The sequence below is a fragment of the Bacteroidales bacterium genome (assembly GCA_013141385.1).
In the GTDB taxonomy this organism is placed as follows: domain Bacteria; phylum Bacteroidota; class Bacteroidia; order Bacteroidales; family Tenuifilaceae; genus UBA8529.
The window spans coordinates 1-16,215 of record JABFRB010000012.1; the positions used below are offsets into that span (position 1 = coordinate 1).

At 37.6% G+C, this 16,215-nt stretch carries 3 protein-coding genes; 1 reads left to right on the plus strand and 2 read right to left on the minus strand.

The window, feature by feature from the left end:
- Positions 1-199: transposase (locus HOO91_06440; GenBank protein NOU17181.1), on the plus strand; the 199-nt coding region annotated here is incomplete at its 5' end.
- 91 nt (positions 200-290) lie between these two features.
- Here the strand turns inward: HOO91_06440 and HOO91_06445 are convergent.
- Positions 291-1,667 carry a PfaD family polyunsaturated fatty acid/polyketide biosynthesis protein gene (locus HOO91_06445; GenBank protein NOU17182.1) on the minus strand — a complete coding sequence of 459 codons (1,377 nt, stop codon included), beginning with the start codon at positions 1,665-1,667 and terminating at the stop codon, positions 291-293.
- 309 nt (positions 1,668-1,976) lie between these two features.
- Entirely contained in the window at positions 1,977-16,109 is a 14,133-nt protein-coding gene (locus tag HOO91_06450; GenBank protein ID NOU17183.1) for an SDR family NAD(P)-dependent oxidoreductase, read from the minus strand.
- Between the last annotated feature and the right edge of the window lie 106 nt (positions 16,110-16,215).

A 16,215-nucleotide genomic window follows, 5' to 3' on the forward strand; every position in this document is an offset into this window, starting at 1 on the left:
ATACTTCGACAAGGCTGCTGCGGATCTATTCTCCACCGCTGTGTCTAGGGTACGTCAACCCATTGAGTCTTTCTTCAACTGGCTAGAGGAGAAGACTGGCATTCAAAGGGCGTCTAAAGTTCGATCGACAAACGGATTGCTTGTTCATGTGTTTGGTAGACTAGCCGTTGCATTTATGTACCTTTTTTTCAACCCTTAATTCGCATTATTAAATAACTCTCATTCAAATACTGAATAAAATCTATCTTAATATTTGGTAAATCAACTTATTTTCAGCATCAATCTTTGCTTTAAAAGAGCTGTAAAAACAGGTGATTTATTTGACTATCCAATAAAAAAGTCGCCTCCTGCATTATTTTCTCAGCAATTTGATCAACATGCCTCTTATTCCATGATTCAATTTCAGAACCCTTTACCCATTGGTTAAAAGCTCCAAGAGCAGGTCCAGTATGTACTTGAAAATCTACAATATTTTTTTCATCCCCATTCAAAGCTAAATTTGTACTATAAGCAAAGTACCATTTAAACAGCAAAGCCATTTTATGCTTAGGGTTTACTGCGGCTTTCTCCAATGTAGATAATTGCCCTTCTTCTCGATAATATTTTTCAACCTCTTGCCATACTTGCGTGAAAGTTTTCTGAAAATATTTTGACTCTATCTGTTTTTTAATGTTTTCAGGTATGTCTTCCAAACAATTATAGTGTTCGTAAAGCGTAAATAATTTTCTAGCTCTTGCAGGGAAAAACACTCCCTTTTTTAACACCTGTACTTTTGCACCCAATTCGAACATATCTCCAGCTGGTGCATAATCGGTATCCTGCACATTAATCCCTTGCAACAAGTTTTTTACACAATCACTGGTACCTGATTCAACCGTACATTGATTAATAGAACCCGTAAGGATAAAATCAGCACCCATCATAAATGCTGCAACAGCAGCCTGAGGTGTACCTATACCACCAGCCAAACCAATATGTATCTTCTGGTTATACTCGAAATCCTTCTCTACTTGTTGTCTTAAACTTTGGATGGCAGGAAGTAGGGCAAATGCAACACCCTGATCCGTATGCCCACCAGAATCTGCCTCTACACATAAATCATAACTCATTGCTACATGAGTCGCCATCTCTGCTTGCTCCTGACTAATTTGCCCCTTATCCAAAAGTTTTTTTACAATATCCTCTCTTGGAGGGCTCATAAAAGTCAACGCAACTTCTGGACGAGATATTTTGGCAATAATTTTATGCTTACATTCAATACTCCCATCAGGGCTTTTATATAAACCCATGATACGATAATATACAAGGGCAGGTGTCATCTGCATAAATGCCGACGCCTCAACACAGGTAACACCTAGTTTAAGATAGAGTTCTACTGTCTCCATTTCTCTATCTGGATAATTAATATCACAGAGTAAGTTCGCCCCATAAATTTGCTCTGGGTGAAGTTGTTGCTGAATAAATAGTATATCACTCTCAATTTTTTTTGAGTTCATTCCACCTGTACCTAAAAACCCTAGGAGGTTTGCCTTACCCATGGCAACTACTATTTCTTTTGACGAAATGCCTCTATACATTGAGCCAGTGAGATAAGCATATTTAATGCCATATCGCTGGCGGAAATTATTTGCTCCCAGTTGTTGCGGATTAATAGTTATTTTACTCACGGCTGTTTCTGATAATTTTTTCTGTTGTTTTTCATTTGTTTAAATATATTATGATTGTCCGCAATAATACCTAAATGAAGAATAAATAATCCAAATTGTCATTCCTGCGAATGCAGGAATCTATCTCTTTTAAAGGATTCTGGGACTTCGCCCGGAATGACATTAGGGTTCATTTTATGTTTTAGGTATAATAGAGGATATTCATAATATATTATTTCATTTTAGTTGCCAGTGCAAATACCATGTTATTCATAATCCGATGAACTAATATCTTATTGGTTTTGGTATATTTTGGCATACTTATTTGTATTAACTTTTATTAAGTGCCCTTACATAAAAATTCTTTAACCTGACCAAAGTATCTCCTCCTTCATTAAGAAGTTGAATATTAAACTTCATAATATCTGCATGTACCTGTTTTTCAGAATCAGCAAATTCAACATAAGCATAACAGGTTTGAGGCATAGGGCGAATGATTTCCACTTCATCAATTGCAAAAGGCAGGTACGGCGTTGTCAGTTCTAATCCGCTAACTAAACTAGCAACTGTTTGCAGAGCACCATCAATTATACTAGGGTGAAGAATGAACTGATCAAAATCAACCTTAGAATGATCTGATATTTTCAATTTAGATAAAGCAAAAGAATTATTAATGTATAACTCCTGTATCGTTTGGAAGGTTGGACCATAATTAAAACCGACTTTTTTGAATAAATCGTAATAGTGATTACCGACCTGCGGTTTTGGACACTGTTCTTTCAATTTTTGTATTGAAATGCTTTTTTCAATATCAGGAGAATGTTTTCCGTTATTTTGGAAATACAACTTTCCTTCCGAATGAACTATCTTTTCGTTATCATCATCAAGAGAGGTAATTTGATACTCAATATTACTTCCTATCTGTTTTAAAGAGGTTTGAAGTACTCTTGAACCAATTCTGAAACTTAAAGGTTGAATCCAGACAATATCTCTAATCTTATTAACCTTTTGCTCTCCAGCCATATTTCCCGAAATACAAGCAATTTCCAAAAATCCTGAACCAGGGAATATTTTTTCCTCATTCACCTTATGATCAAGAGCATAAAATTCATTATCTGATAATAATGAACTAAAACTTACTTCTTTCATAGTGGAAGAATTATATGAAACCAAAGGATGTAACTGAGCATTTTTTTGATTAGTGGTTGTTGTTGTTTCAGAAACCAGAGCATTAGAAACCCAATACCGTTCTTTAGCAAAGGGATATGTAGGGATAGTAATCCGAATTGGTTTAGTTTGAGGATATAATTTTTCCCAATCGATTTCAGTCCCTGTAATCCACATTTCAGCAAGCCTAGTCAAGTCATTTGTTTCAACAATGGTTCTGAAAAGGTCTTCTTCATCTTTCTTTATAGATTTCTTTCCTCCCTTGCGTGGATCAAGTTTACCCTGATAAATATTGGCAGATAGTTTCTGTTGTCGCCAATCTTTTAACTGGTCAATGAGTTCTGATCTGTTCGAAGTAATAATTGCTAATCTTTCCGGCATCGACTCCCGTCCAACTTGTAAGGTATAAGAAAGATTTGCAAGATTTACATTCTTTTCATTTCCTAAATAAGAGAGTAATCGGTTAGCATACTCTCGAAGGCGTTCTTCATTTTTAGCAGAAAGAATGACCAGAAATAGGCCTGCTTCTTGAAACTTTTCTGATACGTTTTCTTTTTTGTATTCCTCTAAAATAACACATGCATTCACCCCTCCAGCTCCAAAAGAGTTGATGAGTGCTCGTCGGGGGTGATTACTAGACGATTGCCATGGAGTTAATTTATGCTGAAGATAGAATGGAGAATTATTAAAATCAATATTCGGATTTGCTACTTCCGAGTAAATGCTGGGAACTAATTGCTGATGCTTCATTTGTAAAAGTATTTTAGTCACTCCAGCAATTCCTGCTGCTGATTCTGAATGCCCAATATTGGCTTTAACAGAACCGACAGGGCAGAATTGTTTTTTCTTTGTTTGTTTTTGAAATGCATTGGTCAAAGCAGAAATTTCGAGGCTATCGCCCAGCTGTGTTCCTGTTCCATGCCCTTCAATATAACTAATAGACTCAGGGTTGATGTGAGCTTTACTCAGAGTATACTCAATTAAGTTTGCCTGAGAATTTGGGTTAGGTGCTGAATATCCATTCGACCTGCCACTATGGTCAAACGCACTTCCTGCTATAACTGCATATATATGATCCTGATCCGCAATAGCTTTGCTGAGAGGTTTAAGAAATATCGATCCCACCCCTTCGCCAGGAACAAAACCATCATCACCGACACCATAACTGCGGCATTTCCCACCTACAGAAACCATTCGCCTTTTACACAAGGAGTGATATTTTGAGGGGTGTAAATATAAATTTACCCCCCCAGCAATAGCAACCTGACATTCTTGTCTTTTCAAACTTTCGCAGGCAAGATGTATAGCAACTAAAGAAGAAGAGCAAGCCGTATCAACGGGCATGCTTGGCCCTTGGAAATCAAAGAAATAAGAGACACGATTTGCAATTGACCAGGGCAGTGCACTAGGAGAAACCATATTCCCCCGACTCCATTCTTCTGCCGCCAACAAATTATAAGAATTTGTAGTAACACCTACAAAAACACCTACATCTGCACTTTTGGCTTTGGGGTGACGTTCTTTCAAACTATCCTTTGTGTATCCAGCATCTTCAATTGAAGCCCAAACCGATTCGAGGAAAAGCCGCTCCTGAGGATCCATAATCTTCGCCTCCTCTGCAGGAATATTGAAAAAAAGAGTATCAAACTTATCAACGTCATTTATGAAGCCGCCCCATTTACAATAAATTTTCCCTTCAGCAGCCTTCTCCGGATCCTGATGATAAAATTCCTCATAATTCCATCGACTTGCAGGAACTAGGTCTATTAAATCCTTTCCTCGCTTAAGATTTTCCCAAAATTCATTTAAATCCTCTGAATGAGGGTAGTGTCCATGAACTCCAATAACTGCAATTGGTTCAGAATCTTCATATTTCTTCTGTATCTGGGCTATTTTTTGATTTTTTTCTGTATCGTCCTCTATTACAGTATGAATTTCTGATTCAATTGTTGAAATTTCCAAATTAAAATAGATATATAACGCTTGTCGAGATTCTTGAGCCAAATACTTTGCAAGTTCAGCTATTGTCTCATATTCATAGAACAAAGTTTTTGGTAAAGCACCTAAATCTTTCTCTATTTTAGCATTCATTCGATTAATCATCATTGAATCAATACCGTAGAATTCAAATCGTTCCTGAGAATCAATCCGATCAATAGGAAGTTTAATTTCGTTACTGACTACATCTTTTAAATATGCTATAGTTTGTTCCAATAACGTATCAGCATTTACTGCTTCTACTTGAACGTGCTGGCTTTTAACAGATTTAATAGGCTTTTGTGTTATATAAGCATCAACTTTTGAAGACACCCCATAAAGAACAATACCTTGTGATAAGTCGGATCGTAAAATTTCTTCCCAACATTGAATACCAATTTTCGTTGGTAATGGGCAAATTCCAGTTTGTTTAGCAATAAGTTCTATTTCATTTTGAGAAAGAGTCATTCCTCCCTCTTCCCAATATGGCCAATTAATTGATACCGTTTTGCCGAAACGTTTTTGCTCTTTTCTTAGATTTTCTCTATTTTCTGCAAAAGAATCAATAAAATGATTCGCGTAAGCATAATCACATTGACCTAAATTACCTATTACTCCAGCAATAGAAGAAAACAGGATAAATACATCCAATTTTTCCTCTTGTGTTGCTTTATCTAAATTAATAGTACCATAAACTTTAGATTCAAGCACTTTCTCCATTTCTTCTTTTGTTTTCTTGAGAATAAAAGAATCTTTATTAATTCCTGCGCTATGAATCACGCCATTTATTTGGGAGAAATGAGTTTTTGCTGTACGAACAACTTCTTCAATATCTTCTAATTTCGAAGCATCTGCCTGAACGTAAATAATTTCTGTCTTGTAAGCTTTGAGTTGATTAAGTTTCGCTTCTTGGTCTGCTTTCAGCGCCGATCGTCCAAAAAGAACCAATTTACAATGAAGATTTTTTACTAGATATTCACTGAAAATGAAACCCAAACCGCCTAAACCACCCGAGACAATATAGACACCATTTTGCTTCAATGGAAGTTCTGTAATTTTGTCTTTCTTAGAAGTAAACAATGCCAACTCTTTTACATGTCTAATATATTTCTCATTCTGAAATTTATAGCATATCTCATTTTTTGTCCAGTCTTTATCACTAAATTCATCTATGATAAGGTTAACTTTTTCTGATAAAGATTTTTTTGAATCATTTAAATCATCTTGAATTTCAATAACTTTTGTGAGAAATTTCGGATTTTCTAAACTAAGGGTTTTATAAAAGCCTCCAAGAGCAGCATTTTGTGGTGCAGTTCTATTTATACCATTTGAAAAAACAGACAAAATCTGAAGGGGAGTCTGATATTGCTGCCTCATCAATGCTTTGCATAAATAAAAAATGGTATAAAGTCCATAATTAAGTTGTCGAGCAATCTCCTCTTCCGACTTCAAATTATCAGTTTCTGAACAATGATGAATAATTCTAAGAGGTAACTGATTTCTACCTTTTAGATTTTCTACTAATTGGTAAAAATGTTCTTCTTGCTCTGGGTTAATAGAATAAATGTTTTGCTCAATATTCTTATAATTATGTTCCAGTTTTACCAAAATAAGTGATTTTTCATCTAATCCTCCCCCCAGCTGCTTTTTCAGTGTCAAGTATAATTCTTCTGCTGTATCCAATATTAAAATTGGTTCGTTAGCTAAAGATTTTTCTTTCAAATTCGTCAATGTTGTTACTGACCATTGAGGGTAGTAGTTCATTTTACTTCTTTGTTCCACAACCTCTTTGGCCGTCTCAATATTGATTTTATTAATACTCTTTTGATTAGCAAGGTTATTTAATGATGGTGCATTAATCCAGTACCTTTCTTTGGCAAAGGGGTACGTAGGGAGTGATACTCTTCTTGGATAAGCATTTTGATAGAGAAGTGACCAATCAATGTCAACCCCAGAAATCCAAAGTTTAGCTAATTTCTCCAAATCTCCGTTATCAACAATAACTTTTAAGAAAGCCCGACCAGCTTCGCCTTCAATTAAATTTCCAGTATTAGATTGAGCATCCTTGATGTTTCCATCATAAACACCTTCCAATTCACTACTATTTCTTCCTTTTAGTCTGGAATCACTCCCCTTCCGTAGAACTAACCATTTATTTAGTTTATCCTCAAGTTCTTCTAAACTGCTAGTTACAATCACCAGACGTTCATTCATTGGTGTTCGTCCTAATTGTGAGGTGTACACCATATCAGCTAGCGAAATATTCGAGTTATTCCTTATAAAATCCACAATTTTTTCAGCGTAGCGCAACAGTCCTATTTGATTTTTAGCAGATAGGACAAAGACCCTGGGCATTACATTAATCGATCTGTCTTCCGCCTCTTTTATGTCTGTATATTCCTCTATTATAAGATGAGCATTAGATCCTCCCGCACCAAAAGAACTTACGCCAACCCGCCTTGGATATCCGGCAGGATGTTCCCATTTTACCAATTCTTTTTGAACATAAAATGGCGATTCATTAAAATTGATATTTGGATTTAAAGGATCTGCATGCAAAGAAGGAACTAACTGCCCATGTTTTATTTGCAGCAATGCCTTTGTAACCGCTGCAATTCCTGCGGCCGATTCTAGGTGCCCAATATTTGATTTAACAGAACCGATTGAACAAAATTGTTTTTTTTGGGTGAATCCCTCAAACGCCTTTCTTAATCCGGTAATTTCAATAGGGTCTCCCAAAGACGTACCAGTTCCATGTGTCTCAATATAACTTAATGTTGTAGGATCAATTTTAGCTTTTTTAAGTGCTTCGAGAATTAAATCGCCCTGTGCATTTGGATTAGGGACACTATAGCCATTGGTCTTTCCGCCATGATTAATGACGCTGGATTTGATTACACCATATATATGATCTCCATCCTGAATGGCTTTTTCAAGAGATTTAAGGAGAATAGCACCCACGCCTTCCCCTGCAACATAACCATCACCCCCTTCCCCAAAACTTCGGCACTTACCATCACTGGCTGCAAAATTCCCTTGGCTTAAAAGGAGATATTTATGGGGATGTATTGAAACGTTAACCCCACCGGCAATGGCAGCATCTATATCTCCTTTACGGATTTCCTCACAAGCCAGATGGATTGCCGTAAGAGATGAAGAACACATGGTATCCAATGCTATACTGGGACCATTAAAGTTGAAAAAGTAAGAAACCCTATTGGCAATTGAAGCATAAGACGAACCAGGAACATTTGTATTTCCTGCTAACATAGCTTCAGCTCCATAAAGTTGATATTGGCCATACATGACACCAACATAAACACCAACCCGGCCTACGGCCGAGATGCCCTCTTTACTATACCCAGCATCCTCAATGGTTTGCCATACAGTTTCAATAAACAGGCGCTCCTGAGGATCTGTTAATTCAGCTTCTTTAGGCGATATATTAAAAAATAACGGATCAAACTTATCAACATCACTAATAAATCCTCCCCATTTACTATAACTCTTCCCCGCCTGATTCCGTTCAGGATTAAAATACAATTTATTGTCCCATCGTTCTATTGGGATTTCTGTGATGCAATCCCTGCCATTCTTGAGATTTTCCCAAAACTCTTCCAAGTTTTCCGCCTGTGGATATTTTCCACCAATACCAACAATAGCAATTTCTACCTGAGTGTTATTAGGCTTACTAGTCAAGAAACGATTTCTTGTGCTGACAGTAGAAGCAATTGACCCTTTCGCAATTGTAACTTGATCTGGTTCTTTTGCTTTAAGCACCACTTGTTTGACTCCTATTTTCTCCTGAACAATGTGAGGATACGTTTTAACAAAAAATCCAGCTAAACTTGCTATAGTTTGATATTCAAAAAACAATGTTTTAGAAAGCGAACCAAAAGTTTCTTCCAACTTGTTGGTCAATTTCATCGCAAGTATGGAATCAATACCGTATTTTTCCAAAGGTGCCTTTGGCTCAATTTCATGAGCAGGGAGTTTCAATAATGTGGAAAATTGTTTGCACAGGTAGTCCTTAGTTTTCTCCACAAGGATATTTGAATCCGTTTCAGGAACTGAAACCGAAGCAGTTTTCATAGTACCTGTAACTACTTGTGCAAGCACTGCTTTATTAGACTGATCTTCCAGTAGGATACTACGCATTTTCGTTACATAGCCTTCCATAACCATGGTTTGGCTATATTGCAATGATAAACTTTGATAGAATGCCTGAATGCCCGTTGAAGTTTGCATGGGTAGAATCCCTGTCACCTGATGCAACATATCTTTACTGGTTGTATCGATATGCATTCCTCCCTCTTGCCATAAAGGCCAGTTGATGGACAACGTACGCCCATGCCTAAGTTTTTTATCTACTAACCTATTGCGATAGAATGAGAACTGATCCATGAAACCATTGGCTGCTGCATAATCCGCTTGACCTAAATTACCCATAGCACCAGTTACAGAAGAGAATAAAACCAAGAAATCCAAGTTAATATCCTTGCTGGCTTCATCCAGATTAAAAGTACCTGTAACTTTAGGTGCAAGTACATTACAGAACTCTAAAGATGTTTTTTTCAGGATAAAACTATCTAAGATCATTCCTGCACTGTGAATAATACCATTGAGATGCTTATTCTCTTCAATAATTGTAGAAAAGAGTTGCTTAACCTGATCTAGAATAGTAATATCCACCTGTTTATAAATAAGCCTACCCATTCCAACTGGGAACTTGCTTAAAGTATTCTGTATTTCTACGGTCAATTCCGATCGTCCGGTTATAATAACAGTAGCGTTTGAGGTATGCTTAAAAATTTCTTTGGTAAATAGAACGCCTAGTCCTCCTAATCCTCCAGTGATCAGATAAACACCTTGATCTTTAAATTTAAACTCAGATTTTTCTTGCTTAACTTCTATTTCCTTCCATTTTAAAACACTCCGAGTACCTTGCTCAAATTTTGTAAGCATATCCTGTGGTCTGGACTTTACCTCACGCAGTTGCCTTGCCAATACTTCTGTCCCTATATTGGGCTCTGTAAGAATAATTTGACCTATTAACTGGGGATTCTCCATTGTTGCAGTTTTAAGCAATCCAGATAGCCCTGCAAAAAGTGCCTCTTCATTGTTGTTGGCAATGACGATTTGGGCAAGCACCATACCATGGGGTTTATCCTTGAACACTGTTTGGATTAACTCAAAACATGCTAAGGCAGTTTCGCCATAACGTCCTGCAATATTTTTTTGTGATGATTGCAGCTGTATGCTTTGACTTTTAGGAATTATTGCTTCAAGCTGGTTCGCCTTTACCTGCGGCATTCCACACAGAATAATATGCTGCTGAGCATATTCCAATGGGTTTTCAACTGACGTACCTGATTCCCACAGAGGGGTAGCAAGCAAAGTACCAACACCCTTATTTTGAACTTCAATAACATCTGTGGTAATCACCCTAGAAGAAAATCCCTGCATTTGCACACAAACATTTCCTTCCTGATCGCACAAATCAATATCCAATTTAGTGACTAAATCCTCCGAGTTACTCCCCTGAGAGTAACGAACCCATGCAAACATCTCCTGCGTACTAGCCGATATTATGCGTATAGATTCTAAGGCAAAAGGTATAGATGGTTTAGCAGGAAGTTGGGTCAAATCTTTTATTAAACCAATAGCAGCCTGCAAAGCACTATCCATCAAACTCGGATGCATCAAGTAATCGCTTTGACCTGCCTCAACAATAGTTGGCAAACTCAATTGCGCAAGGACTTGTTTCTCTCCTTGATAGATCACTTTAACCCCTTGATAAGCTGGACCATAGTTAAGACCCATTGTGGAAAAGACTGGATATAGGCTAGTTCCCTCTAATCTACCCTTCCCCATCTGTCCTTTGAGTTGTTCTATATCAAGTTTATTAGGAATCGGTTGATGACTAAAACCTGCCTGCCCTTGACAATGAATGATCTCCTGTCCATTATTTTGACTACAAATCTCATAATCAACCTGATCACTATTTTTAATAAGCAAGGCTATAGTTACTTGTTTGTTTTCTTTGACCACGAGTGGTTGAGCCCAAATAGTATTGCGTAGTTCCAGTATACCAAGTTCTTGCTGTGAAGGCGTGGCTTTTTCTAATGCTACTCTTGTCATTTCCAAATAAGCCACTGCCGGTAATATTTTATGACTGGATTCATCATCCATTTTCACCTGATGATCCATTAAGAAAAACTCTGAACCATTAAATGTAGAGCTGTAACTCTGCCGATTGAAATCTGATGTATTGCTATGCAATAATGGATGAAGCACAGTTGTTGTCTTTCCTGTTGCTTCAGTTTGTTCATCCATTTTTGTGTCAATCCAGAATCTCTCTTTAGCAAATGGATATAAAGGTAGACTAATAAATTTAGGCTTGTCATCACCATAGAGTTTGTTCCAATCTAGGTTCAGACCTTTAGCCCATAAATCCAGCAATTTTGATAATTTCCTTTTGGCAATCCATTTATCAATAGTTTGTTGGAAATCGGTATCCACATTAAACAATGACAAGGTATCATTATCTTGTTCAACCCTTCCCTGATAAACATCTTCAATATTTTGCTCGCCATTGATATATGCCTGAAGTTTTTCAGCCAACTGATCGACTGAACTGACCATAAATCCTAGGCGTTCATCCATCGCTTCCCTCCCTACTTGAAGGGTATAGGCCATTGCGGCCAAGTCTATTGATTTAATTGATTGTGGTATATTTTCATCCGCCTTGGGAGTACGAATAAAATCTAGGAGATCAAATGTTTTTTGTTTAAGTTGTCCTATCGTTCTGGCTGATAGAGGGATGATGAACTTTGTATTTGGTTCAACGATTGGGTTCGTTTCTGTCGGTGTCACATGTTCCTGAATGATAATATGGGTATTTGATCCTCCAGCACCAAAAGAAGATATACCTGCTATTCTGGGCTGTGGGCAACCATCAATCACTGGCTGATCCCATGTTCTCAAGGTTTGATTGACTACAAAAGGAGTTTTCTGAAAATCAATGTGAGGATTTAAACGCGTCGAATGCAAAGAAGGGACTATTTGTTGATGTTTCAATTGCAATAGTACCTTAGTAAGTCCAGCTATTCCCGCCGCTGATTCACAATGACCAATATTGGATTTGGCAGAGCCTATTAAGCAAAATCCGACATCTTGGGTATGCCTTTGAAATGCCTGACTCAGCGCAGCGATTTCAATAGGATCTCCTAGTTTAGTACCTGTGCCATGAGCCTCAATATAACTGATATGACGAGGATCCGTGTTTGATTCGACCAATACTCGACTGATAACACTCGCCTGAGCTTGAGGATTGGGAACGCTATAACCATTAGTTTTACCGCCATGATTGAGAGCACTGCCTTTAATAATGCCGTAAATATGATTGCCATCTCGTACGGCTTCAGAAAATCTTTTCAGTATAACTACACCCACTCCTTCTCCCGGGATATAGCCCTCACTACCTTCACCAAAACTTTGACAATGGCCATCACTCGAAATAAATTGGCCAGCACTGATTACTAAGTATTTATTGGGGTGAATACTAACATTAACTCCCCCTGCAATACCCAAACTAGTTCTCCCCTCTTTTAAATCCTGACAGGCTAAATGAATCGCGGTTAATGAAGAAGAACACATAGAATCCAGTGTCATACTAGGCCCATGAAGGTTTAGCACATAGGAAACTCTATTTGCGATGCTGGCATAGCTGCCAGGAACCCCAATGCGTTTGCCTTTCATGCTGGCTTGAACACCCAAAAGCTGATATTCACTGTACATAACTCCTGCATATACCCCAACTTGACCTGCCATATCCTTTTCATGGGGTATCTGTAAACTGGCACGGGTATAACCCGCATCCTCTATAGCCATCCATGCATGTTGCAGGAATAAACGCTCCTGAGGATCCAACATTTCTGCTTCAATCGGCGAGATGTTAAAAAACAAGGGGTCGAACTCATCAACGCCTGCGATAAAACCGCCCCATTTACTATAATGATATCCGCTCTTACTGCGATCTTCACTGTAATATTCACGCCAGTCCCATCGATCCTTTGGAACCTCAATGATACAGTCTTTCCCATCACGCAGGTTACGCCAATATTCTTCAATATTGGATGCTTCTGGGTAACAACCACTTAAACCGATAATTGCAATCGGATCTGCATTGATTGAATTTGCCTTATTTGTTGAAACAGAGACATGACGTTGACGTCTAATGGGTCTGCTTGGAATTTGCTTAACTTGGGTTAGAGGGAGTATTTCAGGTGACTTATTTATTAATTCTTTCTGGTCATTATCTACAATAGCAAAGAGTGAAGCCAATGTAGCTGAATGTGCTTTGATAAAATAATCTGTAAGCTCGCGGATGGTCTGATATTCAAAAAATAGGGTTTTCGGCAGAGAACCGAATGTTTTTTCCAACTGATTGGTTAGTTTCATCGCCAAGATGGAATCTATACCATATTTCTCCAAAGGTGCCTGTGAATCAATTCTATGGAATGGGAGTTTAAGTAACTCCGAAAGTTGTTTTTTTATGTAGTCTTGAGTCTTTTCTTCAAGATTGCCAGCATCTATTTCAACAACATTAGGTCTTTCCACTTGAGGTTGAACTGGAGTCTGGTCATTATCTACAATAGCAAAGAGTGAAGCCAATGTAGCTGAATGTGCTTTGATAAAATAATCTGTAAGCTCGCGGATGGTCTGATATTCAAAAAATAGGGTTTTCGGCAGAGAACCGAATGTTTTTTCCAACTGATTGGTTAGTTTCATCGCCAAGATGGAATCTATACCATATTTCTCCAGAGGTGCCTGTGAATCAATTTTATGGAATGGGAGTTTAAGTAACTCCGAAAGTTGTTTTTTTATGTAGTCTTGAGTCTTTTCTTCAAGATTGCCAGCATCTATTTCAACAACATTAGGTCTTTCCACTTGAGGTTGAACTGGAGTTGGAATTGGAGAAGGAATAGATTGAACTGTTTGGAGGGCAAATAATGTATGGCGTAATTGCAATAAATCACCTTCTACCACCAGTGTATGACCTTGTTGCAATTCTAAACTACGATAAAATGCCTGCATGCCTGTTTCCGTTCGCATGGGGTGCATCCCCGTACTCTGCCGTATCATTTCTAGACTCGATGGGTCAATCATCATTCCACCCTCAAGCCATAAAGGCCAATTGATGGACACGGTTTTTCCCTGCCGTTGGTTTGCTGCGACCAATTGATTGCGATAAGACACAAACTGATCCATAAAACCATTAGCTGTGGCATAATCCGCTTGACCATTATTGCCGGTCATAGCTGAGATTGATGAGAATAAAACCAGAAAATCAAGATCAATGTCTTTACTGGCCTCATCTAGATTGAAAGTGCCAGTAACTTTAGGCGCAAGTACCTGACTTATTTCTTCAGGTGTTTTCTTCAGTATAAAGTTATCAGCAATCATTCCAGCACAATGAAGAATACCATTGATCTGTTTATTCTCTTTATTAATTGCCTCAATGAATTGCTTGGTCTGCTCTAGATTGGTAATATCCAGTTGTTGATAGATAAGTTGGTTTGCATGGACACGTAGTTCATCTAAAATAGCCTGTTTTTTCGCAGTCAACTCTACCCGATCTGTTAAAATAATCTTTGCATTTTTGGTTTGTTTAATAATTTCTTTAACAAATAGAAGACCCAGACCACCAAGCCCACCTGTAATCAGATAGACACCTTGATCTTTGAATGCAATTACAGGCTTATCCTGTCCTATCAATATTTCTTCCAAACGTAAAACTTGTCGGATACCCTGTTCATATTTTATAATCGTATCATGAGGTCTGGTTTGATCCTGTTTCAATTGCATTACCAAATCCTCGGCCAGTATTTGCGGTTCTGTGAGAATGATTTGCCCTATTAGTTGGGGATTTTCCAGAGCGGCAGTTTTAATTAATCCAGATAGTCCTGCAAAAAATGATTCTTTCTGGTTGTAAGCTGTAACTATTTGAACAAGAACTTTATCTTTGGGTTTACTCTTGAGTATTTTTTGGATCAACTCAAAACAAGCCAAGGTGGCTTCACTATAACGTTCAGCAATATTTTTTTTCGATGTTGCTTTCAGCAATAAACAATGGCTGTGAGGAACTATGGTTTCAAACTGTTTAAAATTAACTTTTGACATTTCACACAGAACAATGTATTGCTGTGTGTATTCTGATTTAACTGCATTAGATGATGCCGTTATTGTTGATGTTTGCCACACTGGTGTAGCTAGTATGGCATCTACTCTTTTCTCTTGTTCACCAACAACATTAATATCCGCACTAAGCACTCTAGAAGAAAATCCCTGCATTTGTACACATAAGTTCCCTTCTTGATCACACAAATCAACATCTAATTTAGTGACTTTAGCATTGGATTGACTACCTGATGAGTATCTTACCCATGCAAACATTTCTTTAGTGCAGGTCGAAAAGATGCTTAATGATTCTAAGGCAAAGGGAAGTGATGGACGATTTGGTATCTGATTCAAATCCGCAAAGAAACCGATAGCAGATTGCAAAGCACTATCCATTAAACTTGGATGTAATACATACTCATTTTGGGTAGACTCAACCACTTCTGGCAGATTCAATTGCGCAAGCAATTGTTTATCACCCTGATAAATAGTTTGTATTCCTTGATGACCTAGACCATAATTTAGCCCTAGCTTGGCATAGGCTGTATAGATGTCTTTTGACTCGAGCTGACCTTGTTGTGTTTTTTCTTTGAGTTGGGCTATATCAAGTTTTACAGCCGTCGGCTTATTAACAAATACAGCTTGTCCCTGACAATGAATTGTTTCTTTGGGATTATCTTCAGTATCAACTCCTATGCTATAGATTTCAAAATCTATTTGTCCATTGCTGATTTCATCATCATTTGCAAACAAAGCAATGGTAACTTCTTTTACTTCTTTTACTATGATCGGTTGAGCCCATACTACATTATGCAACTCCATAATGGTTGATTCTGGCTGAAAGGGCATGGCTTTCTCAACGGCAGCCCGAGCCATTTCCAAATAAGCCACTCCAGGTAAAACTTTCTGCCCCTTAACCTGATGATCTCTTAAAAAGAATTCTTTTCCACTAAAATCAGAACGATAACTTTGCTGGTTTAGGTCTGAAATATTGCAGTGCAATAGTGGATGAATAATGGATGTTTTTGTGGTTATTGATGAATGAAGAGAGTATTGTTCAATGAGTTTTATCGCATTTTGTTTCGATAATCTCTTGCTCTTTAATTCGGAGACCACGTATTCAATAAAATCAATCATGATAATATTTGGCTTACTAAAAAAGTTTATTTTTAATATGAGTATTCAACCCTTAGGAAGGGATATTGAACAGAATTTGTTAAAAGGGTAGTTTTTCTGAAATAAT